The organism is Cellulosimicrobium protaetiae, assembly GCF_009708005.2.
Taxonomy (GTDB): Bacteria; Actinomycetota; Actinomycetes; order Actinomycetales; family Cellulomonadaceae; genus Cellulosimicrobium; species Cellulosimicrobium protaetiae.
Genome location: NZ_CP052757.1, coordinates 1,783,801 through 1,808,500 on the forward strand (window position 1 = coordinate 1,783,801; position 24,700 = coordinate 1,808,500).

A 24,700-nucleotide genomic window follows, 5' to 3' on the forward strand; every position below is an offset into this window, starting at 1 on the left:
CGAGGGGACGGGGTCACGCGCCGGGGCGGACCAGTCCCGTCTCGTAGGCCGTGACGACCGCCTGGACGCGGTCGCGCGCGCCGAGCTTGGCGAGGATGCGGCCGACGTGCGTCTTGACCGTCGCCTCCGCGACGAACAGGTCGCTCGCGATCTCGGTGTTCGAGCGACCGCGCGCCATGAGGACGAGGACCTCGCGCTCGCGCTCGGTGAGGCCCTCGACGGCGGCGTGCGCGGGGGAGTCCTCGACCTGCTCGGCGGGCAGCGCGGTGACCAGGTGCTCGAGCAGCCGTCGCGTCGAGGACGGCGCGATCACGGCGTCGCCGCGGTGCACCGTGCGGATCGCGGCGAGCATCTCCTCGGGCGGCGCGTCCTTCAGCAGGAACCCGCTCGCGCCGGAGCGGATCGCCTCGAGCACGTACTCGTCGAGGTCGAACGTCGTGAGCACGATGACCTTGGGCGCGTGCCCGCCGTCGGCCGCCGCGGCGGTGAGCCGGGCGGTCGTCTGGAGCCCGTCGAGGTGCGGCATGCGGACGTCCATGAGCACGACGTCGACCGGGTGGTCCGCGAGGAGGCGCAGCGCCTGCAGCCCGTCGCCCGCCTCGACCGCGACGGTGAGGTCCGGCTGCGAGTCGATGACCATCCGGAAGCCGGCGCGCACGAGCTGTTGGTCGTCGACGAGCGCGATGCGCACGGGCTCGAAGGGCTCGTGCGGGTCGGGGACGGAGAAGGCGTCGGTCATGGTGTCCTGTCGGTCGGGCTGCGGGTGGGGCTGCCGTGAGGGGCTGCGGTCGGGGGTCGTGGCCGCGGTCAGGCGGGCGGCGGGGGCGGCGGGGACGTCGTCCCGGGCGCGCCGGTCGGTCCTGCCCGGCCCGGTCCCATCCTGCCCGACGGCGCGGGCGCGGGCGGTGCCCAGGGGTTCGGCGGGTGCGCGTGCCCCGGGCCCGGCGCGGGCCGGGTGTCGCCCGACGAGGCCGGCGCCGGTGCGCTCCGGGGCGCGGGCGGGACCGGGGGCACGGGGATGCGCAGGTGCACCCGGAAGCCGCCGCCCGCGCGCGGGCCCACCTGGACGGTCCCGCCGAAGAGCGCGGCGCGCTCCCGCATGCCGAGGACGCCGTACCCGCCGGGCCGGGAGTCCTGGCGGTTCTCCGCCGCCGTGGAGGCGCCGCGCCCGTCGTCCTCCACCTCGAGGTCGAGGGTGGTGGCCCCCCAGCGGACCACGACGGTGACCTCCGGGTCGGGTCCGGCGTGCTTGAGCACGTTGGTCAGCGCCTCCTGGCACACGCGGTAGACCGTGAGCCCGGCCCCGGGCGGGAGGGGACGCGACTCGCCGACCCGCACGAAGGAGACGCGCATGCCGCTGTCGCGCACCTGGGCGACGAGCGACTCCAGGTCGGCGGTGTCGGGCTGGGGGGCGCGTTCGAGGGCGGCCGCCGCACCGCCCGACGGCGAGCGCGCGTCGGTCCCGGCCGGCCCGTACGGGGAGGGGCCCGCGGTCGTGGGCCGGAGGGTCGTGCCGGGCGAGCGCCCCGACGGGAGCGCGAGGGTCCCGCCCGGTCCCACGGCAGCGGTCGGGGACGTCGCGGGGCGGGGTGGCTCGGACCGCAGCACACCGAGGAGCCGCCGCATGTCCGCGAGCGCCGCGCGCCCCGTCTCGGACACGGTCGTGAGCGCGCGCGTCGCGGCGTCGGGGTCGTTCGCGGCCGCGTACCGGCCGCCGTCGGCCTGGGCGATGATCACGGAGAGGGAGTGGGCGACGATGTCGTGCATCTCGCGCGCGATGCGGGCGCGCTCGGCGGCGGTCGCGATCTGCGCCTGCTGGTCGCGCTCGACCTCGAGGCGTTCGGCACGGTCGACGAGCGCCGCGATGGTCTCGCGCCGCGACCTGCGCACGAGGCCGAACGCCCACACGGCCAGGAAGGTCATGCCCCCGAACGCGGACGTGAAGAAGACCATCGTGGCGAGGTCGGCGAGCCGACCGGAGAGCAGGCCGAGCGCGATCCCGAGGACGACCGCCCCGACGAGGGACGCGACGATCGCGGTGCGGTGCGCCCAGCGCGGCCCGTAGACCGTGACGGAGTACAGCGCGACGAGCACCGCGAAGTCGGCGGGGAAGATCACGAGGTAGCCGGCGAGCAGGTGGACGAGCGCGACGGAGTACACGGTGACCGAGGAGGCGAGGGGGTGGGACCGGCGCCAGGGCAGCGGGGCGAGGATCAGGAGGGCCCAGAACGCGGCCCACCCGGCGCTGGTGCCCACGCCGCTCGCGCCGCCGGACGAGAACGCGGCCGACGCCGGCACGAACACGACCGCGAGGACGAGGGTGACGGTGAGGTCCACACCGAACCGGTGCTCGTCGGACCACTGCCCGAGCCGCTCGTACCATCCCATGCGTTCCAGCCTAGGCAGGGGGCGCGAGCGGGGCGTCCGACCACGGTCGCAGAGTTCGCAGGACACGATGGGACCGAAGTCGTAGGGATGCCCTAGCATGAGCGAATGACCCACGTACTGCTAGCGGAGGACGACCCGGCGATTGCCGAACCTTTGGCGCGCGCACTGACACGTGAGGGTTACAACGTCGTCGTCCAAGGAACTGGTCAAGGAGCGATCGACTCCGCGAGCGGTGCGGACATCGTGGTGCTCGATCTGGGCCTTCCGGACATGGACGGCCTCGACGTCGCGCGCGAGATCCGTCACAAGGGGCTCACGACGCCGGTGCTCGTGCTCACGGCACGCGCCGACGAGGTCGACCTCGTCGTGGGCCTCGACGCGGGCGCCGACGACTACGTCACGAAGCCGTTCCGGCTCGCGGAGCTGCTCGCCCGGGTGCGGGCGCTCCTGCGCCGCTCGCACGGCGAGCAGGTCGACGAGGAGGAGCTGGCCGCGCAGGACGTGCGGATCGACGTCTCCGCGCACCGCGCCTTCCAGGGCGAGCGCGAGCTCCACCTGACGACCAAGGAGTTCGAGCTGTTGCGCGTCCTCGTCGCGAGCGCGGGCTCGGTCGTCGTGCGCGACGCCCTCATGCGCGACGTGTGGGGCTCCGAGCCGGTCGGCTCGACGAAGACGCTCGACATGCACGTCTCGTGGCTGCGCCGCAAGCTCGGTGACGACGCGAACGCGCCGCGCTACATCTCGACCGTCCGCGGCCTCGGTTTCCGCTTCGAGACCGGCGAGAGCTGACCGGCCCCGAGCGGGGTACCAGGACACGGGGAGCGAGGGGCAGCGTGCGGCGTCGGATGCTGCAGGCGACGGTGGCGGCCGTGGCCGTCGCCGTCATCCTCCTCGGCTTCCCCCTCGCCTTCTACGGTGCGCGCTTCGTGCTGCAGGGCGAGGTCGACGACGTCACGTCGCGCGTCGAGCGCCTCGCACGGTCCATCGACGCGCGCCTCGCCGCGGGCGACGACATCCCGGACTACGTCATCGAGGACGCCGTCCAGCCGCGCGCGAGCGACCCTCCCGCGCACGTCTACGTCACCCTGCCCGACGGCACCGTGCTCACCGCGGGCGAGGAGATCACGGGCCGGGGGATCGAGCAGCCGCTGCACTCCGAGTCGGGCGCGCTCGTCACGATCTCCGTCTCGTACTGGGACGCCTACCTGCGTGCCGCGCAGGTCGTGCTCCTCGTCGTGGCCGCGGCCATCGTGGCGTTCGGCGCCGGGATCGGCATGGCGGTGTGGCAGGCCAACCGCATCGCAGCGCCGCTCGTCTACCTCGCGGCGTCCGCGGAACAGCTCGGCTCCGGGCAGGTGCGTCCACGCCTGGAACCCTCGGGGGTCGAGGAGATCGACCTCGTCGCGGCCGAGCTCGCGCGCAGCTCCGACCGGCTCGCGGGCAGGCTCGCGGCGGAGCGCCAGTTCGCCGCCGACGCCTCGCACCAGCTCCGCACGCCGCTGACGGCGCTGAGCATGCGGCTCGAGGAGATCTCCATGGCCTCGGACGACCCCGCCGTGCAGGAGGAGGCCCGGATCTCGCTCGAGCAGGTCGAGCGGCTCGTCGGGGTGGTGGACGACCTCCTGGCGTCCTCGCGGCGGTCGCAGGGCGGGACGACGGAGGCCGTGAGCCTGCTCGACGTCGTGCACCAGCAGGAGGAGGAGTGGGTCCCGACCTTCGCCAAGGCGGGGCGCGAGCTCGTCGTCGACGTCCCGGCGGAGTACCAGGTGCTCGCGACCCCGGGCGCGCTCGCGCAGGTCCTCGCGACGCTCATCGAGAACTCCCTCAAGCACGGCGGCGGCACGACGACGGTGCGTGCGCGCCCGTCGGGCACCAGCGGGGCGATCGTCACCGAGGTGTCGGACGAGGGCGCGGGCGTGCCCGACGACCTCGCACCCCGGATCTTCGAGCGCGAGGTCACGTCCGGTGCGGGGACCGGGCTCGGGCTCGCGCTCGCCCGGGACCTCGCAGCGTCCGACGGGGGCCGCCTCGAGCTCGCGCAGCGCCGGCCCGCCGTGTTCGCGCTGTTCCTCGCGGGCGTGCCGCGCCGCCTGGACCCGCGCGTGGTCCTGCCGACGGGAGTGGCGGTGTCGGCCCGGGGTCGCCGTCGGCGCCGACGGGTCTGACGGCCGCCCGGTGCGGGCGTGCTCCGGCCGCAACCGGCCCGTCGTGCTCCCTCAGCGTGCTCGGGCGGTCGGGCGCGCGTCGTCCGCCGCCCGGTCGCCCGTGAACACGAGGCGGCGATACGCGACGTAGCGGAACGCCGTGCCCAGCGCGAGGCCGACGACGTTCGCGGAGACGTTCTTGGCCAGGGGCGATGTGAGGCCGAGTGCGTAGGTCGAGATCGCGAGGCAGCCGACCGCGACGAGCATGCCGCCGACGTTCACGACGACGAAGGTCGCGAGCTCGCGACCGCGCGCCTGCGTCCGGCGCGCGGAGAACGTCCAGTAGCGGTTGCCGACCCAGGCGACGAGCGTCGCCACCGCGACCGAGACGATCTTCGCGGTGAGCGGCTTGTGGCCGAGGATCTCGCCCGGACCGAAGCTGAGCAGGTTGAACAGGCCCAGGTCGACGACGTACGCGACCGCGCCGACGGACCCGAACTTCGCGAGCTCGCGCACCCGGGCGGTGACCCGCTCGCGGCGCGTCGACGACGGCGCGGTGGTCTCCGCACGCCGGTCCAGGTCGCTCGTCACCCCCCGAGGCTACCGGGCGCACCTGAGCGGCGCCCGGGTGCTGCGCGCGGTCTCGCGCCGTCCAGGCACTAGGGTGGGTGCACGTGGCAGCCCCAGTGATCGCCGTGGTCGGCGGAGGACAGCTCGCACGGATGATGGCCCCCGCGGCCGGAGAGCTCGGCGTGCACCTGCGCGTGCTCGTCGAGGCCCCGGACTCGTCCGCGGCCCAGGTCGTGGTCGACGCGCCCGTGGGGGTCGCGTCGGACGAGGCCGCGATCCGCTCGCTCATCGCCCCCGATACCGGCGAGCCCGCGGCCGTGCTGACGTTCGAGCACGAGCACGTCCCGAACGCGCTGCTCATGGACCTCCTCGAGCACGGGACGCCCGTGCGCCCCGGCCCCGACGCGCTCGTGCACGCCCAGGACAAGATCGTCATGCGGCGCCGGCTCACCGAGCTGGGCGTGCCCTGCCCGCGCTGGGCCGCGCTCCCGACCGCGCCCGACGCCGCCCGCACCGCCCTCGCGGACTTCCTCGCCGAGGTCGGGGGAGAGGCGGTCGTGAAGACGGCGCGCGGCGGGTACGACGGCAAGGGCGTCCGGGTCGTCTCGGTCGCCGACGGCGGGCCCGAGCAGGTCGCCGAGTGGATCGAGGCGGCCGCCGCGGGCGGCCCCGCGCTGCTCGTCGAGGAGAAGGTGCCCTTCACGCGCGAGCTGGCCGTCCTCGTGGCGCGCCGCCCGTCCGGGGGGACCGACGGTCGCGGCGAGGTGCGGACCTGGCCCGTGGTCGAGTCGATCCAGCGCGACGGCGTGTGCGCGGAGGTGATCGCGCCCGCGCCCGGGCTCACGGACCCCGAGGCGGAGCGCGCCCGCGACGCCGCGGTGCGGATCGCGGAGGGCCTCGGCGTCACCGGGGTGCTCGCGGTCGAGATGTTCGAGGTCGCGGGCGAGGACGGGCCGCGCGTGCTGGTCAACGAGCTCGCGATGCGCCCCCACAACTCCGGCCACTGGACCATCGACGGCGCCGTGACGAGCCAGTTCGAGCAGCACCTGCGGGCCGTCCTGGACCTGCCGCTCGGCGACACGGCGGCCACGGCGCACTGGACCGTCATGGCGAACGTGCTCGGCTCGACGCTCGGCGCGCTGACCGACGCGCTGCCCGACGTCCTCGCCGCCCACCCCGACGCGAAGGTCAACCTGTACGGCAAGGGCGTACGCCCCGGGCGCAAGCTCGGGCACGTCAACGTGAGCGGCGACGATCTGGACGAGGTCCGGCGTCGGGCGCTCGCCGCGGCCGCGATCCTGCGGGGCGAGCGCCCCGAGAGCACCGTCGAGGACTCCGAGAACGAGGAGCGAGCATGAGCGAGAACCCTGTCGTCGGCATCGTCATGGGGTCGGACTCCGACTGGCCCGTCATGGAGGCCGCGGCCGACGCGCTCGCCGAGTTCGGCGTTCCCGTCGAGGTCGACGTCGTCTCCGCGCACCGCATGCCCGTCGAGATGATCGACTACGGCCGCACCGCCGCCGAGCGTGGCCTGCGCGTGATCGTCGCGGGCGCCGGGGGAGCGGCGCACCTGCCGGGCATGCTGGCCGCCGTGACGCCGCTCCCGGTGATCGGTGTCCCCGTGCCGCTGCGCCACCTCGACGGCATGGACTCGCTCCTGTCGATCGTCCAGATGCCCGCGGGCGTCCCCGTCGCGACGGTCTCCGTCGGCGGGGCGCGCAACGCGGGACTGCTCGCCGCGCGCATCCTCGCGACCGGCACCGACGACGCCTCGGCGCGACTGCGCGAGCAGATGGTCGCGTTCCAGGCCGACCTCGGCGACCAGGCGCGCGCGAAGGGCGCGCGCCTGCGCGCCTCCCGCTCGGGGGAGCAGCGCACGGGCTTCGGCGCCTAGATCACGCTCGTCCGCGGGCGGCCGACTCTCGCGGACGCGATCGGCCCGTCGAGGGTCCGGTGTGACGACGCCCTGCTCGACGGCTACTGCGGGAGCCCGCCGACCGGGCCCGGAGGAAGGTTGCCGTCGCGGACGTCGACCCAGAACTGCCCGACGGTCTCGGGGTCGAGCTGCACCGTCGACCCGACGTTCCCGCCCGGGCGGTAGTCCGGGTTCGAGATCGGTGGCGTGCCCGTGACGCCGTCGGGGCCGTTGGCCTTGCGGAACGCGAGGGCGAGCTTGCCGAGGTCGATGATCCCGGTGCTCTGGTCGACCGTGAGCGCCCCGATGCCGGAGTCGAGGAGCGCGACCTGGTCGCCGGGTCGGAAGACGATGCTCGGGTTCGCCGCCTTCGCGCTGATCGCACCGATGACCTGGCGCTGACGCTCGGCGCGTCCGATGTCGCCCTTCGGGTCGGAGTAGCGCATCCGCGAGAACGCGAGCGCGGTGTGCCCGTCCGCGACGTGGCACCCCGCCGTCCACACGAGCTCGCTGCGCTCGTCGTTCACGTCGTAGTCGAGGCACAGCTCGACGCCACCCACGGCGTCGACGATGCCCTCGACGCCGCCGAACCCGACCTCGACGTAGTGGTCGACCGTGAGGCCGGTGAGCTGCTCGACGGTCTGCACCAACAGGGGTGGACCGCCCCACGAGTACGCCGAGTTGAGCTTGCTCGCGCCGTTGCCGGGGATCTCCGCGTAGGTGTCGCGCGGGAGGCTGATGAGCGAGACGGGTCCGCTCGACGGCGCGTGCAGGACCATGATCGTGTCCGTGCGCGCTCCTTCGGTGCCGTCCTCGCTGATGCCCTCGCCCCGCGCGTCGGAGCCGGCGAGGAGGTAGGTGTTCCCCGGGGTGCCGGGCGCGCCCGAGAGGGCGTCGACGTGCTGGATCTTGCCGTTCGCCCAGATCAGCAGGCCCACGGGCCACGCGAGGAGCGCGACGAGCAGGACGCACGCGGTGAGACCGATCACGCGTCCCTTGCGGACCCGGAAGCCACCCCCTCCGGTTCGCGGCGCCCCGGTGCCGGACGGGGGACGTCCACCCCGGTCGCCGGGCCCGCCCGTGCGGGGGCGGGTCGCTGCTGCCGGTCGGCTCCGTGCCGTCGTCGGGGCGGCGGCCCGGGCACCCGCGTGCTGCGACGAGGAGATGCGTGCGGGCGCCGGCGCCGGGCTCCGGGGGTGTTGCCGCTCCGGGGCGACCGACGGGGGCAGAGCCCCGGCCGCGGTACCGCTCCGCGTGCGCGCGGCCCGTGCGGGAGGCGCCGGCGGGAGTGTGCCCTGGCGTGCAGGGGTCACCGGGATCTCGCGCGACGACTGGCGCTTGATGCGGGGCTCGAGCCGTACGGCGTCGTCGGGGGCGGAGGACCGCGGGCGCGTGCGACCGCTGTTCCCCACGGCGATCGCGTCGTCGACGGACGACGGTCGCGGCGCGCGCCCGCCCTGGGGCGTGAAGCTCGGGGGCAGCGACCGGGGGTCGCGGGACGGGTCGGTCATGGCGTCACCCGCACTGGGCGGTCTCGTCGGCGGCGGAGAACGCCTCCTTGCCGGCTTCCTTCGTCTGCACCGGCGTGGGCTCCGTCGCGCCCGTGCCCTCGGTGGCGCCCCCGTCGGACGACGAGGGCGCGTCCGCGCCGTCCGTCGACCCGGCGCCGCCCTCGGCGGCGGTCTCGGGGGCGGGCTCCTCCTCTGCCGGTGCGACGACCGGCTCGTCGGCACGGACCTTCGCCCAGAGCTCGTCGGCCTCCGACGTCCACACGACCTTGGCGTCGGGGTCCTTCGGGTCCGGCGCGTTGGGAACCGTCATGAAGGTGATGTTGCCACTGGTCGCGCCCTTGAGGCTGAAGGCGAGCCCGGCGAGGCTCGGGATCGACGACAGGTTGTCGCTCATGGTCAGCGACCTGGTGCCCGCGTCGACGAAGCCGTAGATCTGCCCGAGGTCCGACAGGAGGTTCTTCGACAGGACCTGGTTCATGGTGGCGGCCAGGAGCTGCTGCTGGCGACCGATGCGGCTCAGGTCGGACCCGTCGCCGACGCCGTACCGGGCACGGGCGAAGCCGAGCGCCTGGGCCCCGTCGAGCGTCTGCCAGCCCGCGGCGAGCTGGAGGTCGGCCTTCGGGGAGTCGATCGCCTCGGGGATGCAGATGGGGACGCCCCCGATCGCGGTGACCATGTTCTGGAAGCCGGCGAAGTCGACGACGACGAAGCCGTCCACGAACACGTCGGTGAGGCTCTCGACGGTCTGGGTCGTGCACGCGGCGGCCGAGTCGACGTCGCCGCCGACGGTCGCGCCGTTCGCGAACGCGGCGTTGAAGCGCGTGTTCGCGGGCGCGGTGGTCTTGCCGTTCGTGGTGTTGCACGCGGGCACGTCGACGCGGGAGTCGCGCGGGATCGAGATCATCTCGATGCGCGTCCGGTCGGCGGACACGTGCAGGAGGATCGTCGTGTCCGAGCGCATGCCCTCGACGCCCGCGACCTCGTGGCCGTTCTCGCCGCCGCGCTCGTCGGAGCCCATCACCAGGACGTTCAGCGGCTTCCCCGCGTTGGGGTCGCTCGGGTCCGGGACCGACTGCTCAGGTCGGTCGGTGACGAGCTCGAGGCCGTTCGACGACGAGATGTTGCCGCCGATGCTCGAGAGCGCCGAGGCACCACCGACGGCGCCGAACGCGAGCGCAGCGGTGGCGACGAGCCCGATCGAGCGCGCGACGCCGTGCGTCCGGATCGCCCGGGCGTGCGCCGGCCCGCGCGACGGCCCGGCGGCCGCCGCTGCGCGGCTCTGTGCACGGGAACGGGAGTTCACGGGAGTCGAGCATAGGTGGCGGGTGCGGGTCCGAGGAGCGGGCACGGGGCCCAGCGGGTGGAGGACCTGTGGAGGCTCACACGGGTTCGTCGCGCCGCGACTCGGCCGTGCCGTCGGTTCCGGGAGCGCCGTCCTCGGGACGTGCGAGCCTGGCCTCGGCGAGGCTGAGCTCGCGGGCGAGCAGCGTGATCTTCCGGGAGAGAAGGTTGGCCCGCCGGTGGCTCGTCGCGATGTAGCTGACGAACGCGATGACGAGCGCGTAGAGGAGCAGGTCGGTGCCGCGGCCGACGCCCATCGCCTTGGCGAGGTAGGTCAACCAGGCTGGGTACAGGACGGACACCACCGCGACGACGACGAACCCCACGAGGAGCAGGCGTCGGATGGCCTGGTGCCGCGCGTTGGCCGTCGACCGCGTGAGGAGGACGGTGACGACGCCGATCGCGACGACGAGGACGATCTCGATGAGCATGACGTGCTCCGCCCTACTTGAAGACGAGGTCGACGAGGATGTTGACCGAGTTCCAGAGCGACTGGCCCTTGGACCGTGAGTAGTCCGTGTACAGCAGGTGCACGGGGTACTCGCGCCAGGGCAGCCGCGTGCGACCGAGCTGGAGGACGATCTCGCTCGCGTGGGCCATGCGGTCCTGCTGCAGGTTGATGCCGCGCGCCGCGTCCACCCGCACGACGCGCAGTCCGTTGTGCGCGTCGGTGAGCCGCAGACCCGTGCTCATGTTGGTGAACCAGACGGCCGTTCGCAGGACGACCCGCTTCACCAGGCCGGGCCGCGTCCGGGAGTCGAGGAAGCGCGACCCGAACACGATGGCGACGTCCTCCTCCCGGGCGAGGTCGACCATCGCCGCAGCGTCGTCCACCTGGTGCTGCCCGTCGGCGTCGAACGTGACGAGGTACCGGGTACCGGGAAGGGTGCGGGCGTACTCGATGCCGGTCTGCAGCGCGGCCCCCTGACCGAGGTTGACCGCGTGCCGCAGGACGATCGCCCCTGCGGCGTGCGCCCGCTCCGCCGAGTCGTCCGTGCTGCCGTCGTCGACGCAGACGACGTGCGGGAACGTCACCGTCGCGTCCTTCACGACCTGACCGATCACGGCACCCTCGTTGAACAGGGGTACGACGAGGCAGACGTCGTCGTAGCGCGCCGTCTCGATGGGCGCGCGACGAGGTGCCACGGCGTCCGGTTCGTGCATGGCGACCATTGTTGCAGCCCCCGGCGCAGGCTCAGGACCTTGGTCGGTCGTTGCGACGCGCGGGGGACCGGTAGCCTTGCCGTCGCGGCGCCGGGACCGGCCCGCGGCAAACGGCTCGACGAAGGGCACCTAGGGCATGGGCGTGCGCATCGCGCAGAGCGCCGACGTCGCCGAGGACGCGACGATCGGTGACGGAAGTCAGATCTGGCACCTCGCACAGGTACGCGAGGGTGTCACGATGGGGGAGGGCTGCGTCGTCGGGCGCGGTGCCTACGTCGGCACCGGCGTGCAGATGGGCCGGAACTGCAAGGTGCAGAACTACGCGCTCGTCTACGAGCCGGCGTCCCTGGCAGACGGCGTGTTCATCGGCCCGGCCGTGGTGCTCACCAACGACACCTACCCGCGCGCCGTGAACCCCGACGGGTCGCTCAAGAGCGCGGACGACTGGCACGCGGTGGGGGTGACGATCGGCGAGGGTGCTGCGATCGGGGCCCGTGCGGTGTGCGTCGCGCCCGTGACCGTCGGGGCGTGGGCCACGGTGGCCGCCGGTGCGGTGGTGACCAAGGACGTGCCCGACCACGCGATCGTCGTCGGGGTTCCCGCACGACGCGTCGGCTGGGTGGGCCGCGCCGGGCAGCCGCTGCAGCAGGACGGCGAGCACTGGGTGTGCCCCGTCACGGGCACCCGATACGAAGAGCACGACGAGACCATCAGAGAGGTAGCGGCCGAATGAGCCAGACACTGATCCCCGCGGCGAAGCCGATCGTCGGCGACGACGAGCGTGCGGCCGTGGACCGCGTCCTGCGCAGCGGGATGATCGCGCAGGGCCCTGAGGTCGCGGCGTTCGAGCAGGAGTTCGCCGACGTCCTCGTCGGGGGACGCACGTGCGTGGCGGTGAACTCGGGCACGTCGGGCCTGCACCTCGGGCTCCTGGCCGCGGGCATCGGTCCCGGCGACGAGGTGATCGTCCCGTCGTTCACGTTCGCGGCGACCGCCAACTCGGTCGCTCTCACGGGTGCGACCCCGGTCTTCGCCGACATCGAGCCGGACTACTTCTGCCTCTCGCCCGACGCGGTGCGCGCCGCGATCACGGAGCGCACCAAGGCGATCATGCCCGTGCACCTCTACGGGCACCCGGCCGACATGGTGGCCCTCGGTGCGATCGCCGACGAGCACGGCCTCCAGCTCTTCGAGGACGCCGCCCAGGCGCACGGAGCGTCGCTCGACGGACGCCCGGTGGGCTCCTTCGGCTCGTTCGCGATGTTCAGCCTCTACCCGACGAAGAACATGACCTCGGGTGAGGGCGGCATGGTGTCGTGCGCGACGGACGAGATCGCACGGAACGTCCGCCTCCTGCGCAACCAGGGGATGGAGCGCCAGTACGCCAACGAGGTCGTCGGGTTCAACGCGCGCATGACGGACGTCCACGCGGCCATCGGCCGCGTGCAGCTCACCAAGGTCCAGGGCTGGACGGCGGACCGTCAGCGGAACGCCGCGTTCCTCTCCGAGAACCTCGACGGCGTCGTCACGCCGCCCGTCGCGGACGGCGCGGTGCACGTGTACCACCAGTACACGATCCGCGTCGCGGACGACCGTGACGGCGTGGTGAAGGCCCTGCGCGAGGAGCACGGCGTCGGGTCGGGCGTCTACTACCCGATCCCGAACCACCGCCTCGAGAGCCTCAAGCACTTCGCACCCGGGCTGGAGCTTCCCGAGACCGAGATCGCTGCGCAGCAGGTCATCTCGCTGCCCGTGCACCCGTCGCTGACCCAGGAGGACCTGGAGCGGATCGTGACCGGGGTCGACGCGGTCGTGAAGGCCGGTGCGTGACCGCAGTCCGGCAGTGACTCCCGGCGCGTCGCGACCGGGTCGGACGCAGGGGCGGGTCCGGGCGTGAGCGCCCGGACCCGCTCACGGCGCCGGGCGGAGCCCATGGATCGCGTCGAGAGAGGGTACGGTCGCCCGGTGGAACGCCCGACCCGCGTCACGCTCGCCACGCGGATCTACCTGCCAGAGCCCGCTGCAGCGTCCTTCCGGCTCGCGGCCCTGACGTCGGCGCTGGCCGACGAGGGCGCCGACGTGACCGTCGTGACGTCGTCGGTGCCCGCCTCGATGGGGGTCGAGCAGCACCGTCGTGGTGTGCGCGTCCGCCGCCGCCCCGTGCTCCGGGACGCCAGCGGATACGTGCGCGGGTACCTGCCGTACCTGAGCTTCGACGTGCCGCTCTTCTTCCGGCTGCTCACGGGTGGACGACCGCACGTCGTCGTGGCCGAACCGCCCCCGACGACGGGAGCGGTCGTACGCCTGGCGTGCGCGCTGCGGCGCGTGCCCTACGTGTACTACGCCGCGGACATCGTCTCGGACGCCGCGGGCTCGACGGGTGCGCCTCGGTTCGTCGTCGGCGCGGTGCGCGCGCTCGAGCGCTTCGCCCTGCGCGGCGCCTCGACGGTGCTCACGGTGACGGAGGCCGTCGAGGCACGGGCCTCGCAGCTCGGTGCCGCGCGAACGGCCATCGTGCGGCACGGCGTGGACACGGACGTGTTCAACGCCGAGGTCGCGCCGCTCGAAACGGGGCAGCACGGCCCGTACGCCGTGTACGCCGGCAACGCGTCGGAGTGGCACGGCGCAGAGGTGTTCCTCGAGGCGTGGCCGGACGTCGTCCGGGCAGTGCCCGGCGCGCGCCTCGTGTTCCTCGGGCGCGGCAGCATGCACGGGCGCCTCGCAGAGCTGGCGGCAGCGATGCCCGACGGCGGCGCGAGCGTGACGTTCCTGCCTCAGCAGCCCGCCGACCAGGCCGCCCGCTGGCTCCGTGGCGCCGACGTCGCCCTGTCGAGCATCCGGCCGGAGTCGGGCTACGAGTTCGCGATCCCTACCAAGGCGCTCGCCGCGATCGCGGTCGGCACGCGCGTGCTCCAGGCCGGGCCCGGTCCCGTCGGGCAGATCATCGAGCGGGCTGGCGCCGGGCAGGTAGTCCCGCACACGGCGGACGCGGTCGTGCGCGCGCTGGCCACGATGCTGGAGACGCCGCCGTCGCGCGACGAGCGGGTCCGGGTCGCGGCCTGGGCCGAGGAGCACCTCTCGCTGCGCTCGACGTCGGCGTTCGCCGCTCGGTGCGTCCTCGGCGCGACCGTGTCCGGAGGCGGACCGAGGTCGAGGGACGGGAGCCGTGGTGCAGTTCACTGAGCCCGGGCTCGACGCGCTGCGCGTCGGCGCGCACCGCCCACCACCTCGGGGTCCCGTGACGGTTCGCCGGCCCGGGCCGATCCGCAGGGCCGTGTGGTGGATCGCCTCGTGGCTTCCGCCTGCCTTCTTCCTCCGGATCGTGCGGCCGACCGAGGGCGGGGACTCGTCTGCGTTCCCGCGGGTCCAGGTCCCGGCGACGCCTGTGCGCCTGTTCGTCGGACCGACGAACGCCGCCGGACAGGGCTGGGCCTGGGCGCGTGCCGTGGAACGGTTCGCCGACGACGTCGGTGCGCAGAACATGGCCTATCGGCGCACCCTGGCGTTCCCGGCCGATGTCGACGCCCGGAAGGCGTTGCGCGGCTCGCGAGCGTGGCAGTCTGCTCAGCGCCGTGAAGTGCTGCGTTTCAGCCACGTGGTGATCGAGGCGCAGGAGTCGCTGTTCCCCGCGCTCGGGCGGGGGGTCGCGGGCGAGGTGCACGAGCTGCGCGACGCGGGAGTCGCGGTCGCGACGCTCTGCCACGGCAGCGACGTCCGCCTCCCGAGCGCTCACGCGCAGCGAGACCCATGGTCGCCGTTCCTGCTCGAGTCCTACACCGACACCCCGCTGCTCCAGGCCCGCGCGGAGCGCAGCCACGAGCTGCTCCGGCGGCTCCACGAGGAGGGTGTTCCGGCCTTCGTCTCGACCCCCGACCTGCTGCTCGACGTCCCGTGGGCGACGTGGCTCCCCGTCGTGGTCGACGTCGACCGGTGGAGGACGGACACCGCGCCGCTCGAGCGCGACGTCCCCGTCGTCGTGCACGCTCCGAGTCGCGCCGCGCTGAAGGGGACGGACCTGGTGGAACCCGTGCTCCGCGCGCTCGAACGAGAGGGCCGCGTGGTGTACCGGCAGGCGACGGGGCTCGACCGCGACGGGATGCTCGCGCTCTACCGCGACGCGGACGTCGTCGTCGACCAGCTCCGCCTGGGGATCTACGGGGTGGCGGCCTGCGAGGCGATGGCCGCGGGCAGGGTCGTCGTCTCGCACGTCTCCCAGCAGTCGCGTCGCGAGGCGAGGAAGGCCGCCGGGCAGGACCTGCCCGTCGTCGAGGCGACGGCGGACACCCTCCGCGACGTGCTGCTCGACGTGGTCGACGGCCGGGACCGGGCACGTGCTGTCGCGGCTCGCGGCCCCGGGTTCGTTCGGGTGCTGCACGACGGTCGCGCATCCTCTCGGGCCCTGGGCGACTTCCTGTCGTCCCCTGGCGGCACGAGCGTCCCCGGAGGCACCCGGCGTACGGCCGACGTGCGGGCGTCGAGTGTGAGGAGGCAGTCGTGAGCGTGGTCAACAGGCTGGTCAGCACCCTGGTGGCGAAGCGATCCCGGCTCCCACGTCGGGTCAACGCGATGATCGACCGCCTCGTCGCGCCTGGGTCGGGGCCGCTGGGCCGGTTGCTCCAACGAGTCGCCGGCGTGACGGTGGCACGCAGCGTCGCCCCTCCGCCGCCGATGCCCGAAGAGGCTGTGCGGCTGTACGTCGGGCCGACGAACTATGCCGGGCAGGGGTACCTGTGGTGCCGGGCCGTGGAGCGCGAGATCGACGGGGTCGCCGCGGTCAACATGGCCGCCGAGGCCGACCACGGCTTCCGTTTTCCAGCGGACGACGCCGTGCCGATCGCCACCTACCTGATGAGCCACCGCTGGCAGCAGGACCGTGAGGCGTACGTGCGGAGGTTCACGCACGTCGTGTTCGAGGCGGAGCGTCCGCTCTTCGGCCGGCTCCACGGGGGTGACGCCTTCGCCGAGGCACGGATGCTGCGCGACGCCGGCCTGCGCGTCGCGATGATGTGCCACGGCACCGACGTGCGTCTGCCGAGCCGCCATCGGCAGGGGAGCCGCTGGTCGCCGTTCCACGACGACCCACGCTTCGAGGTTCTCGAGGACGCCGCACGTCGCAACCTGGCGGGCCTGGCCGCTCTGGGTGCCCCCGTCTTCGTCTCGACACCGGACCTGCTGGACGACGTGCCGTCGGCGACGTGGTGCCCTGTGGTGGTCGACGCCTCGCGCTGGCGCAACGACGTGGCCGTGCTCGAGCGGGAGCGGCTCCGCGTCGTCCACGTCCCGAGCAGCTCAGGGGTGAAGGGCACCGCCCTCATCAGCCCGGTGCTGGAGCGCCTCGCCTCGGAGGGCGTCGTGGACTACGAGCACGTCCAGGGTGTGCCGGCGGACGAGATGCCCGCCCTCTACGCGGGCGCCGACGTCGTCCTCGACCAGTTCCGGCTCGGGAGCTACGGCGCGGCGGCGTGCGAGGCGATGGCGGCGGGACGAGTCGTGATCGGTCATGTCACGCGGACGGTGCGGGAGCGCGTCCGCGACGCTACCGGACGAGAGCTGCCGATCGTCGAGGCGACGCCCGACACCTTGCGGGACACGCTCATCGACATCGCCGCACGCCGCGACACGTATCGTGCCGAGGCCGCGGCCGGACCGGACTTCGTCGCGTCGGTGCACGACGGCGTGCACTCCGCAGCGTCGATGCGAGCGTTCCTGGCGTTGTGACGGTCGTGACGGTCGTGACCGTCGCGTCCTGGCGTCGCGTCACGAGCCGCCTGGTGCCACGAGAGTTGAAGGACCGAGCAGAGGAGCAGTGAGTGGTGCAGCCGTCCGACCCCGTCGTCGACCTCGTGGTCGCCGTCCACAGCACGGCGCGACCCGTCGAGCGAGCCGTGGCGTCGGTGCTCGCGCACACGCGGACGCCGCTCCGCGTCACGGTCGTCTGCCACGACGTCGACCCGGGGCTGATCACCGAGAAGCTGGGCGCGTCGGCCGACGATCCGCGGGTACGCCTGATCGAGCACCGGGACGGGGTCCGCTCGCCGTCCGGTCCTTTCAACCGCGGCATGGACGAGGCGACGGCCCCTTTCGTCTCCATCATGGGCTCCGACGACCTGCTCGAGCCGGGAACGGTCGACTCCTGGGTGGAGCGCCAGCGTGCCGGCGACGCCGACGTGGTGGTGACCCACCTGCGGCACGCGGCCGGCGCCTACGTCCCGACGCCGCCGGTGCGGCCGTGGCGGACGCGCCGTCTCGACGGTTCACGCGACCGGCTCGCCTACCGGAGCGCACCGCTGGGCCTCGTCCGGCGCAGCGCCTTCCCCGGGCTGCGGCTCACGGAGGGCGCACCGGTGGGAGGCGACATCGCGTTCGTGCTCGCGCTGTGGTTCTCGGGTCGGCGCATCAGCTACGACCGAACGGGGCCGGCGTACGTCATCGGGGCCGACGCCGCGGACCGGGTGACCTTCCGCCCGAAGCCCGTGGCCGAGGAGTTCACCTATCTCTCGAGCCTGCTGAGCGATGAGTCGTTCCTGGGCCTGGGCCCGCGGGAGAAGGCCTCCTACGCCGTGAAGTTCTTGCGCGTCCAGGTCTTCGGGGCCGTGCACAACCGCCCGGACCCCGACTTCTGGACGGTGGACGAGCGTGCGGCGCTCCGCGCGGTGACCCTGCGGGTCCTCGCCCTCGCGCCCGGGGCCGAGCGCGTCCTCTCGATCGCGGACCGTCGCGTCCTGGACGCGGTGCTCGACCCGGGGACCCCCGTCGAGGTCCTCTTCGAGCGCAGCGTCGCACGTCGCCGGTTCCGCAGCCCGGCCGCCCTCGTGACGCGCGACCTGACGAGGCTCCTGGCGCGGGAGGCTCCCCTGCGCTTCATGGTCGCCTCGGTGCTCTCGCGGCGGTAGGGGAAGAACGCCCCGAGACGTGGGTCCAGGCGGGACCAGCGGGTTCGGGACCCCGGACGCGCTTCGGTAGACTCGCCCGGTTCTCGAACTCTGACCTGGAGACCCATGCGCATCGCATACATCGTCCACAACGACACCCATGGCGACGCGCGGGTCCTGAAGTACCTCGACTCCGCTGCCGCGAACGGGAACGAGGCGCGGCTCTTCGCCGTGGGCGGTGGAGTGACCCGGTTCCCCCCGGGCGAGGAACGTCGGCCGAGCGGTGGTGTGATCGTCCGGCTGGGTCCCCGTCTCCGGACGGTGGACAAGGTCAAGCCCGGCCCGAAGTCCCGACGCCGGTGGCTCCAGCTCGGCCTGCGGCAGTGGACGTTCGCGTTCCGCGCCGCCGCGGCGATCCGCCGCTGGAAGCCGGACGTCGTGCACGCGCACGACGCCGACACGCTGTTCGCCGCCCTGCTGGTGCGCCTGGTGAGCAGGACGCCGTTCGTCTACGACGCGCACGAGATCTGGGAGGCGCAGACGCTCCCGCCGAGGATCGCGGCCTACTACCGATGGATCCTCGACCGTTCCTCGTCGCGTTGGGCGGGGACCATCACCGTCTCGCGGGGGATCCAGCGCTGGATGACCGAGCGTTTCACGCTCCGTACCGAGCCGTCCCTGGTGCGCAACGTCCCGCTCGCCGCGTCCTTGCCGGTTCCCGGCAGCACGGGCATCCTGCGGTCGGCGGCAGCAATCCCCGAGGGCGCCCGCCTCATCGTCCACGTCGGCCTCATCGGTCCCGCGCGCGGGGTGGCGGAGACGGTCAAGGCGCTGGCGTTCCTGCCCGACGACGTGTACCTCGCCCTCATCGGGCCGGCACCGAAACGCTCACGCGACCACATCGCCTCGGTGGCGAGAGAGCACGGGGTGGCCGACCGGGTACGTTTCGTCGATCCGGTGGAGTCCGACGCGGTGCCCACCGCGATCTCGGACGCCGACGTCTCGGTCGTCTACCCGCAGCCCGTCAGCCTCAACTCGATCTACAGCCTGCCGAACAAGCTGTTCCAGTCCATCCAGGCCGGCCTGCCCGTCGTGGCCTCGGACGCCGAGGACGTCGCCGAGGTCGTCACGTCCCTCGAGATCGGCGTCGTCGCCCCTGCGCGCGACGTCGCGGCGCTCGCACGCGCGATCGCCGACGTCCTCGCGTCCGGCGACGCGTACCGGGAGGCGGCGCGACGCGCCGCACCGGACATGACCTGGGAGCACGAGTTCGCGCGCGCGGCCGAGCTCTACGACGCGGTGGTGGCACGATGAAGCGGCTCCTCGACCAGTACCGCTCGATCTCGCCGTACCTGCCGCGCAGCGCCCAGCGGTTCCTCGTGTTCTTCTCGATCGGTTCCGCCTTCCTCTCGGTGCTCGACGTCGTGGCGCTCCTGCTGCTGTCGAGCGTCCTGGCGGCCGCGGTCGGCGGGGGCGAGTTCTCGATCCCGCTGCTCGGCACGATCCCCGCGGACGCCGTCCCGGCGCTGATCCTCGTCCTCTCGGGCGTCGTCCTCCTCAAGTCCGCGATGGGGGTCGCCCTGCAGTGGAAGGCGACCCGCCACTTCGCCGGCTTCGAGCTCTCGGTCGGCGACCACCTCTTCCGCTCCTACATCCACTCCCCGTGGACCGAGCGGATCAACATCAGCACGCCGAGGGTCATCCAGCTCACCGACGGCGGCGTGTCGAGCGTGGTGGGCGGCTTGCTCCTGCCCCTGACGACGGTCCCCGGACTGCTCGTGACCGCGGTCGGCGTGGTCGTGATCATCTTCCTGCAGCAGCCGTTCACGGCGGTCATCACCCTCGCCTACCTCGGGGGGATCGGCGTCCTCCAGTACTACGTGCTCGGCAGGCGCACCCGGGTGGCCGCGCGGGTGGCTCGCGACTCGTCCCTCAAGGTCGCGGGCCTCCTCACGGGCATGATGGCGGCGCTCAAGGAGATCACGCTCCGGGAGAAGGAGGACGAGGTCGCGCAGGCGGTCGCGCGGACCAGGGCACGGACGTCGCGGGCCCGGTCCAACCTGTACTTCCTGCGGGCGGTCCCACGGTTCGTGCTCGACGCCGCCGTCATCGGCGGGTTCGTGCTGACCGGTGGCGTGGGCTACGCCATGGGCGGCATGACGGAGGCGGTCTCGGCGCTCGCCCTGTTCGGGATCGCCGGCTTCCGGCTGGTGCCGTCCATCACCTCGTTCCAGTCGATCGTCACCAGCTCCGTGTCGGCAGATCCCTACATCCGCACGATCATCGGGGACATCGAGCGCTCGCAGCGGCCGGCGGCCGCCGAGACCGGCGGGGACGACGCCGGCCCCGCGCTCCCCAACTCGTTGGCGATCGAGATGCGGCACGTCTCCTACACGTACCCGACGGGGACCGAGCCGGCCCTGCGCGACGTCGACCTGACGATCCCGTTCGGGTCGACGGTCGGCATCGTCGGCGCGTCCGGCGCGGGTAAGTCGACGCTGGTCGACATCTTGCTCGGGCTGCTCGAGCCGAGCGACGGAACCGTGTCGTTCGGTGGCGGGGCCCACGCCCAGCGCCCGTCCGAGTGGAGGCGGCACGTGGGCTACGTGCCGCAGGCGGTTGCCCTCTTCGACGGCTCGATCGCTCAGAACGTGGCACTGACGTGGGGCGGCGACTTCGACCGGGAGCGTGTCGAGAGGGCGCTGCGACGTGCGCAGCTCTGGGACGCGGTCACCGCTCGGGCCCGCGGGATGGACGAGCGGATCGGCGAGGGCGGGCTGGCGCTGTCGGGCGGACAGCGCCAGCGTCTGGGGATCGCGCGGGCGCTCTACTCGGACCCGCTCGTGGTCGTCCTCGACGAGGCGACGAGCGCTCTCGACACGAAGACGGAGGCGGACGTGGCAGCGGCGATCAACGAGCTCGCGGGCGACGTGACGGTCATCTCGGTCGCGCACCGGTTGTCGACGATCCGGGACGCCGACACGATCCTCTACATGGAGTCGGGTGAGATCGTCGCATCCGGGAGGTTCGACGACGTCGTCGCTGCAAGCCCGGCGTTCCACACGCAGGCCAGCCTCGCCGGCCTGGTCTAGCGCGCGGTCAGGACGAACCGTGAAGACGACGGACACGTTGCTCATCCTGTCCTTCTCCCGGCTGGAGCAGGACGCCCGCCTGCGGCGCCAGATCGCCCTGTTCGCCGACAGGTACCGCGTGGTCACCGCAGGGTGGGGGCCGCCGGTGCAGGGCGCGGAGCGGCACGTCGAGCTCCCCGTCCCGGTCTCGGCGGGCTGGCGCCGACGCGTACGGTTCTACGTCGAGGCCGTCCTGCTGCGCCTGCGCGCCTATCGGCTCCTCTACTGGACCCAGCCCGCCGTGCGGACGGCTCGTCGCGTGGTGCGGCGGGAACGCCCGGACAGGGTCCTTGTGAACGACATCGAGACGCTGCCGCTCGCCCTCGGGCTCGCGCCCGGGGCGAGCGTGCACGCGGACCTGCACGAGTTCTACCCGGGCCTGCACGACGACAACCCCCGCTGGGTGCGGGTGCGCAAGCCGTACCTGGAGTGGTTGATCCGGCGGTACGCGCCTCGTGCGGGCTCGCTCACGACCGTCGGGGCGAGCGTCGCCGACGCCTACCGGCCGTTCGGGCTCGACCTGGAGGTCGTGACGAACTCGCCCTCGTTCGTCGCGATGGAGCCGACACCGGTCGGGGACCCCATCCGGATCGTGCACCCCGGTGCGTCGCTCCGGAGCCGGCGGCTCGAGAACATGGTGGTCGCCGTGGCCACCTCGGCCGCGGACGTCCGTCTCACCCTCTTCCTCACGGGGAACGACCCCGCCTACGTCGCGGAGCTCCGAGCCCTGGCCGAGGGACTCGGTGATCGCGTGCGCGTCGAGGACGCCGTCCCGCACGACGAGCTGCTCGCGCTCGTCAACACGTACGACGTCGGCATCCACGTCCTGCCCCCGACCGTCACCAACAACGCGCTCGCGCTGCCGAACAAGTTCTTCGACTACGTCCAGGCACGGGTCGGGGTCGTCGTCGGCCCGAGCCCCGCGATGGCCCGTCTCGTGCGGGAGCACGGTCTCGGCGCGGTGACGGACGGCTTCGACGTGGACGCGATCCGCGCGGTCGTCGACGCGCTCACGCCGGAGCGGGTCGCGGGATGGAAGAGCGCCGCGGACGCCGCTGCGCAGGAGCTCTCCGCCGAGGCGCAGCTGCCGGTGTGGGTGAGCGCCGTGGAACGGCTTCGGCCGGCCCGGCGGTCGGGCGACTGAGCGGACGGGGTCGCGGCCGGGCGACGTCATCCCTCAGCGGGCGTGGGCGTCGCTCTCGACCGCGGCAAGGAAGGCCTCACGCTCGACCTCGGCGTTCAGCACGTCGGCAGCGCGGTGCGACGCAGCCTTGAGGCGCACGACGTCGGCGATCGTCAGGTCAGCCAGCGACGCGGCGAGGTCTGCGGCGTCGAAGCCGGGGACCACGACGCCGATGCCGAGCTCGCGGACGATCTCGGCCATCGCCGGGCTCTCGCCGACGACGACTCCGAGTCGTCCCTGGACCGCCTCGAAGAACTTGTTCGGGAGCGCGAACTCGAGGTTCCGTTCCAGCGGCCGGTAGAAGATGATCTCGAGGTCGTACTCGTTGATCCGCTCCGCCAGCTCGCGCATGGGCGCTGGAGGCACGATCCGGATGCGTGCGGCCGCCGGGTGCGCCGCGATCGACTCGCGAAGACGTGCCTCGACGGCCGGGTTCGGCATGAGCATGAAGGTCATCGAGAAGTGCTCCGGGAGCACGCGCATCGCGTCGAGGATCGCGTCGAACCCCCGCTTCCACGACGCGAGGCCGTGGAAGAGCAGCCGGATCTCGCCCGGGTCGACGGGGCTGGGCTCCTGGTCGACGAACGGCGGGATGTTGCGGACCGGGACCAGGGCGTCGACACCGAACTCGTCGACGTAGAGCCGACCGATCGGGGCGTTCACGACGGAGCGCGACGTGAACGCCGGGTGCCCGATGAAGCCGCGCACCCATCGGTAGTGCGACCCTGTGATCCGCGCACCGAGAGTCTGGCGGCGTTGGGCGGGGTTGTGGTACTCGTGCAGGTCGAGGTGGAGCCGTGCCCGGCGGGCCGCCGGCGTGAAGACCGACGGGTCTGCGAGGAGTGGCCCGAACTCCGTCTCGTTGAACACGACCAGGTCGTACCGCCCGGAACGCAGGCGTTCCTGGGCGGCGCGCGGGATCCGGTCGACGACCTGCCGCCGGAAGCGGACCCTCGCGGGCAGCACGAGCTGGGCGGCGAGCACGCCCGCTCGCGTCGTCACCCAGCGGGACGGTGCCTCGAGCGCGAAGTGGTCCCTGACGGCCGGGGTCGGACGGCCGCCGAGCCCCAGCGTGTCGACCTCCCACCCCGCACCGGCGAGCCAGTCGACCTGCCGACGGACCCGAGGGTCCGACTCGATGACCGAGTACGAGAGCACGAGGGCTGATCGTGTTCCGTTCGAGCTGGTCACTCAGGCCTCACCTCTCGTCGACAGGCGCCCCACGACGCCGACCGCGATCCTATCGGAGGCCGTCAGGCAGGGGAGGGCGCCGACGGGGCGAGCTCCACGAGCGTCTCGACGACCCGTCGAGCGGCGTTCCCGTCGCCGTAGGGAGCCTCCTCGGTCGCGCCCGGCACCGGGCGCGCGACGGCCCCGCGGATGGCGTCCGCGTCGTTGGCGAGCACGTTCCAGCCGAGGTCGACCGTCTCGACCCACTCGGTCTCCGTGCGGATCGTGGTGCACGGGACCCGCAGGAGGAACGCCTCCTTCTGCAGGCCTCCCGAGTCGGTGACGACGCCGCGGCTGCGCAGGGCCGCCGCGACGAGGTCGGGGTAGGCGAGCGGCGCGTGGGAACGGAGCGAGCCCGCGTCGAGCGAGAGCCCGTGCTCGGCCGCCTTCGCGACGACCCGCGGGTGGGCCAGCAGCACGACCGAGCGGTCGAGGCTCGAGAGGGCCTCGACGATCATCGCCATCCGGTCCCGGTCGTCGGTGTTCTCCGCCCGATGGATCGTGGCGAGGTGGTACTCCCCGGGCTCCAGGCCGAGCTCGGTGAGGAGCGGGACGTCGCGGCCGACGACGGAGTCCCGCACCTGGAAGAGCACGTCCGTCATCACGTCGCCGACCAGGACGGAGCGTCGGCCGAGCCCTTCGGAGGCGAGGTGGTCCATCGCCACCTGCGTCGGCGCGAGGCAGAGGTCGGCGGCGTGGTCCGTGAGCACGCGGTTGTGCTCCTCCGGCATGCGCCGGTTGAACGACCGGAGACCCGCCTCGAGATGCGCGAGGGGAACGTGCAGCTTCACCGCCGCGACCGCGGCGGCGAGCGTGGAGTTCGTGTCGCCGTACGCGAGCACCCAGTCGGGCCGGTGCTCGTCGAGCACCGCGTCGAGGGCCCCGAGGATGGCACCGGTCTGCACGCCGTGGCTGCCCGACCCGACGCCGAGGTGCACGTCCGGGGCAGGGATCCCCAGGTCGCGGAAGAACACGTCCGACAGCATCGGGTCGTAGTGCTGGCCGGTGTGGACGATGACGTGCTCGACACCCGCCGCGGTCGCCGCCTGGGCGATCGGGGCGAGCTTGACGAACTGCGGGCGCGCGCCGACGACGCTGAGGATCTTCACGAGCGTCGATGCTAACGGGCGCCACGCCGTCGAGACGCTCCCCGGATCGACGACGTGGCCGCGAGTGCTCACGATCGGACGGTTCCCGTCATGTCCGACTCCCGAGGCATCCCATGAGTCGGATGCGGCACCGGTAGTCTTT

Annotated in this window: 22 protein-coding genes; 13 read left to right on the forward strand and 9 right to left on the reverse strand. The window is 73.2% G+C overall.

Going from position 1 to position 24,700, the window contains the following annotated elements; genetic code table 11:
* Positions 1 to 13: 13 nt before the first annotated feature.
* Positions 14 to 739 carry a response regulator gene (locus FIC82_RS07560; RefSeq protein ID WP_154798136.1) on the reverse strand — a complete coding sequence of 242 codons (726 nt, stop codon included), beginning with the start codon at positions 737 to 739 and terminating at the stop codon, positions 14 to 16.
* Positions 740 to 807: 68 nt separating this feature from the next.
* A complete protein-coding gene (locus tag FIC82_RS07565) occupies positions 808 to 2,388 on the reverse strand; it encodes a sensor histidine kinase (RefSeq protein ID WP_154798137.1) in 1,581 nt (526 codons plus the stop codon).
* Between the two features lie 105 nt (positions 2,389 to 2,493).
* Here FIC82_RS07565 and FIC82_RS07570 point away from each other — a divergent pair, with 105 nt between their 5' ends.
* Both FIC82_RS07570 and FIC82_RS07575 read left to right on the forward strand, forming a co-directional pair.
* A complete protein-coding gene (locus FIC82_RS07570; RefSeq protein ID WP_031316534.1) occupies positions 2,494 to 3,177 on the forward strand; it encodes a response regulator transcription factor in 684 nt (227 codons plus the stop codon).
* Between the two features lie 44 nt (positions 3,178 to 3,221).
* Positions 3,222 to 4,553, forward strand: coding sequence for an ATP-binding protein (locus FIC82_RS07575; RefSeq protein WP_168731604.1), 1,332 nt, complete (start codon positions 3,222 to 3,224; stop codon positions 4,551 to 4,553).
* A gap of 51 nt (positions 4,554 to 4,604) precedes the next feature.
* On the opposite strand, the gene FIC82_RS07580 is transcribed toward FIC82_RS07575, so the two are convergent.
* Positions 4,605 to 5,123 carry a GtrA family protein gene (locus FIC82_RS07580; protein ID WP_168731605.1) on the reverse strand — a complete coding sequence of 173 codons (519 nt, stop codon included), beginning with the start codon at positions 5,121 to 5,123 and terminating at the stop codon, positions 4,605 to 4,607.
* Positions 5,124 to 5,206: 83 nt separating this feature from the next.
* Between FIC82_RS07580 and FIC82_RS07585 the strand changes: the two genes are divergently transcribed.
* Together FIC82_RS07585 and purE are read left to right on the forward strand one after the other, a co-directional pair.
* The gene (locus tag FIC82_RS07585) at positions 5,207 to 6,460 is read left to right on the forward strand and encodes a 5-(carboxyamino)imidazole ribonucleotide synthase (RefSeq protein WP_168731606.1); all 1,254 of its coding nucleotides are present in this window, start codon (positions 5,207 to 5,209) and stop codon (positions 6,458 to 6,460) included.
* The gene (purE, locus tag FIC82_RS07590) at positions 6,457 to 6,996 is read left to right on the forward strand and encodes a 5-(carboxyamino)imidazole ribonucleotide mutase (RefSeq protein ID WP_154798139.1); all 540 of its coding nucleotides are present in this window, start codon (positions 6,457 to 6,459) and stop codon (positions 6,994 to 6,996) included. The genes FIC82_RS07585 and purE overlap by 4 nt, the downstream gene beginning before the upstream one ends.
* An 83-nt stretch (positions 6,997 to 7,079) precedes the next feature.
* Here the strand turns inward: purE and FIC82_RS21065 are convergent, their stop codons facing one another.
* The 4 genes from FIC82_RS21065 to FIC82_RS07610 all read right to left on the reverse strand — a co-directional run bounded on the left by FIC82_RS21065 (position 7,080) and on the right by FIC82_RS07610 (position 11,033).
* A complete protein-coding gene (locus tag FIC82_RS21065) occupies positions 7,080 to 8,006 on the reverse strand; it encodes an LCP family protein (RefSeq protein WP_253691581.1) in 927 nt (308 codons plus the stop codon).
* Between the two features lie 526 nt (positions 8,007 to 8,532).
* Positions 8,533 to 9,831, reverse strand: coding sequence for an LCP family protein (locus FIC82_RS07600; RefSeq protein WP_253691586.1), 1,299 nt, complete (start codon positions 9,829 to 9,831; stop codon positions 8,533 to 8,535).
* 76 nt (positions 9,832 to 9,907) lie between these two features.
* Entirely contained in the window at positions 9,908 to 10,300 is a 393-nt protein-coding gene (locus tag FIC82_RS07605; protein ID WP_154798142.1) for a DUF2304 domain-containing protein, read from the reverse strand.
* Positions 10,301 to 10,313: 13 nt separating this feature from the next.
* Positions 10,314 to 11,033, reverse strand: coding sequence for a glycosyltransferase family 2 protein (locus FIC82_RS07610; protein ID WP_154798143.1), 720 nt, complete (start codon positions 11,031 to 11,033; stop codon positions 10,314 to 10,316).
* Between the two features lie 136 nt (positions 11,034 to 11,169).
* Here FIC82_RS07610 and FIC82_RS07615 point away from each other — a divergent pair, with 136 nt between their 5' ends.
* The 9 genes from FIC82_RS07615 to FIC82_RS07655 all read left to right on the forward strand — a co-directional run bounded on the left by FIC82_RS07615 (position 11,170) and on the right by FIC82_RS07655 (position 22,180).
* Positions 11,170 to 11,766 (forward strand): acyltransferase, encoded by a 597-nt coding sequence (locus FIC82_RS07615; RefSeq protein WP_154798144.1) that lies wholly within the window; start codon positions 11,170 to 11,172, stop codon positions 11,764 to 11,766.
* Positions 11,763 to 12,863: a DegT/DnrJ/EryC1/StrS family aminotransferase gene (locus FIC82_RS07620; protein ID WP_154798145.1), complete on the forward strand. Its 1,101-nt coding sequence runs from the start codon at positions 11,763 to 11,765 to the stop codon at positions 12,861 to 12,863. The genes FIC82_RS07615 and FIC82_RS07620 overlap by 4 nt, the downstream gene beginning before the upstream one ends.
* Before the next feature lie 135 nt (positions 12,864 to 12,998).
* Positions 12,999 to 14,216 carry a glycosyltransferase family 4 protein gene (locus tag FIC82_RS07625; RefSeq protein WP_253691588.1) on the forward strand — a complete coding sequence of 406 codons (1,218 nt, stop codon included), beginning with the start codon at positions 12,999 to 13,001 and terminating at the stop codon, positions 14,214 to 14,216.
* On the forward strand, positions 14,200 to 15,531 hold the full coding sequence (locus FIC82_RS07630) for a hypothetical protein (RefSeq protein ID WP_154798146.1): 1,332 nt from the start codon (positions 14,200 to 14,202) through the stop codon (positions 15,529 to 15,531). The genes FIC82_RS07625 and FIC82_RS07630 overlap by 17 nt, the downstream gene beginning before the upstream one ends.
* Entirely contained in the window at positions 15,528 to 16,751 is a 1,224-nt protein-coding gene (locus FIC82_RS07635; protein WP_154798147.1) for a YjeF N-terminal domain-containing protein, read from the forward strand. The genes FIC82_RS07630 and FIC82_RS07635 overlap by 4 nt, the downstream gene beginning before the upstream one ends.
* A 92-nt stretch (positions 16,752 to 16,843) precedes the next feature.
* Positions 16,844 to 17,926, forward strand: a complete 1,083-nt coding sequence (locus FIC82_RS07640; protein WP_154798148.1) for a glycosyltransferase family 2 protein — start codon at positions 16,844 to 16,846, stop codon at positions 17,924 to 17,926.
* A gap of 105 nt (positions 17,927 to 18,031) precedes the next feature.
* On the forward strand, positions 18,032 to 19,219 hold the full coding sequence (locus tag FIC82_RS07645) for a glycosyltransferase (RefSeq protein WP_154798149.1): 1,188 nt from the start codon (positions 18,032 to 18,034) through the stop codon (positions 19,217 to 19,219).
* The gene (locus tag FIC82_RS07650; protein ID WP_154798150.1) at positions 19,216 to 20,997 is read left to right on the forward strand and encodes an ABC transporter ATP-binding protein; all 1,782 of its coding nucleotides are present in this window, start codon (positions 19,216 to 19,218) and stop codon (positions 20,995 to 20,997) included. The genes FIC82_RS07645 and FIC82_RS07650 overlap by 4 nt, the downstream gene beginning before the upstream one ends.
* A 19-nt stretch (positions 20,998 to 21,016) precedes the next feature.
* Positions 21,017 to 22,180: a glycosyltransferase family protein gene (locus tag FIC82_RS07655; RefSeq protein ID WP_154798151.1), complete on the forward strand. Its 1,164-nt coding sequence runs from the start codon at positions 21,017 to 21,019 to the stop codon at positions 22,178 to 22,180.
* Between the two features lie 33 nt (positions 22,181 to 22,213).
* Here the strand turns inward: FIC82_RS07655 and FIC82_RS07660 are convergent, their stop codons facing one another.
* On the reverse strand, positions 22,214 to 23,410 hold the full coding sequence (locus FIC82_RS07660; protein ID WP_154798152.1) for a glycosyltransferase family protein: 1,197 nt from the start codon (positions 23,408 to 23,410) through the stop codon (positions 22,214 to 22,216).
* Positions 23,411 to 23,472: 62 nt separating this feature from the next.
* Complete coding sequence (wecB, locus tag FIC82_RS07665; RefSeq protein ID WP_168732231.1) at positions 23,473 to 24,558, reverse strand: non-hydrolyzing UDP-N-acetylglucosamine 2-epimerase; 1,086 nt, start codon at positions 24,556 to 24,558, stop codon at positions 23,473 to 23,475.
* Positions 24,559 to 24,700: the final 142 nt, after the last annotated feature.

What these genes read in the sequence shown, in the direction of transcription:
- FIC82_RS07645 (WP_154798149.1), top strand. Translation starts at nt 18,032, where the DNA reads ATGCGCATCGCATACATCGTCCACAACGACACCCATGGCGACGCGCGG.
- FIC82_RS07615 (WP_154798144.1), top strand. Translation starts at nt 11,170, where the DNA reads ATGGGCGTGCGCATCGCGCAGAGCGCCGACGTCGCCGAGGACGCGACG.
- FIC82_RS07650 (WP_154798150.1), top strand. Translation starts at nt 19,216, where the DNA reads ATGAAGCGGCTCCTCGACCAGTACCGCTCGATCTCGCCGTACCTGCCG.
- purE (WP_154798139.1), top strand. Translation starts at nt 6,457, where the DNA reads ATGAGCGAGAACCCTGTCGTCGGCATCGTCATGGGGTCGGACTCCGAC.
- FIC82_RS07565 (WP_154798137.1), bottom strand. Translation starts at nt 2,388, where the DNA reads ATGGGATGGTACGAGCGGCTCGGGCAGTGGTCCGACGAGCACCGGTTC.
- FIC82_RS07620 (WP_154798145.1), top strand. Translation starts at nt 11,763, where the DNA reads ATGAGCCAGACACTGATCCCCGCGGCGAAGCCGATCGTCGGCGACGAC.
- FIC82_RS07610 (WP_154798143.1), bottom strand. Translation starts at nt 11,033, where the DNA reads ATGCACGAACCGGACGCCGTGGCACCTCGTCGCGCGCCCATCGAGACG.
- FIC82_RS07570 (WP_031316534.1), top strand. Translation starts at nt 2,494, where the DNA reads ATGACCCACGTACTGCTAGCGGAGGACGACCCGGCGATTGCCGAACCT.
- FIC82_RS07605 (WP_154798142.1), bottom strand. Translation starts at nt 10,300, where the DNA reads ATGCTCATCGAGATCGTCCTCGTCGTCGCGATCGGCGTCGTCACCGTC.
- FIC82_RS07560 (WP_154798136.1), bottom strand. Translation starts at nt 739, where the DNA reads ATGACCGACGCCTTCTCCGTCCCCGACCCGCACGAGCCCTTCGAGCCC.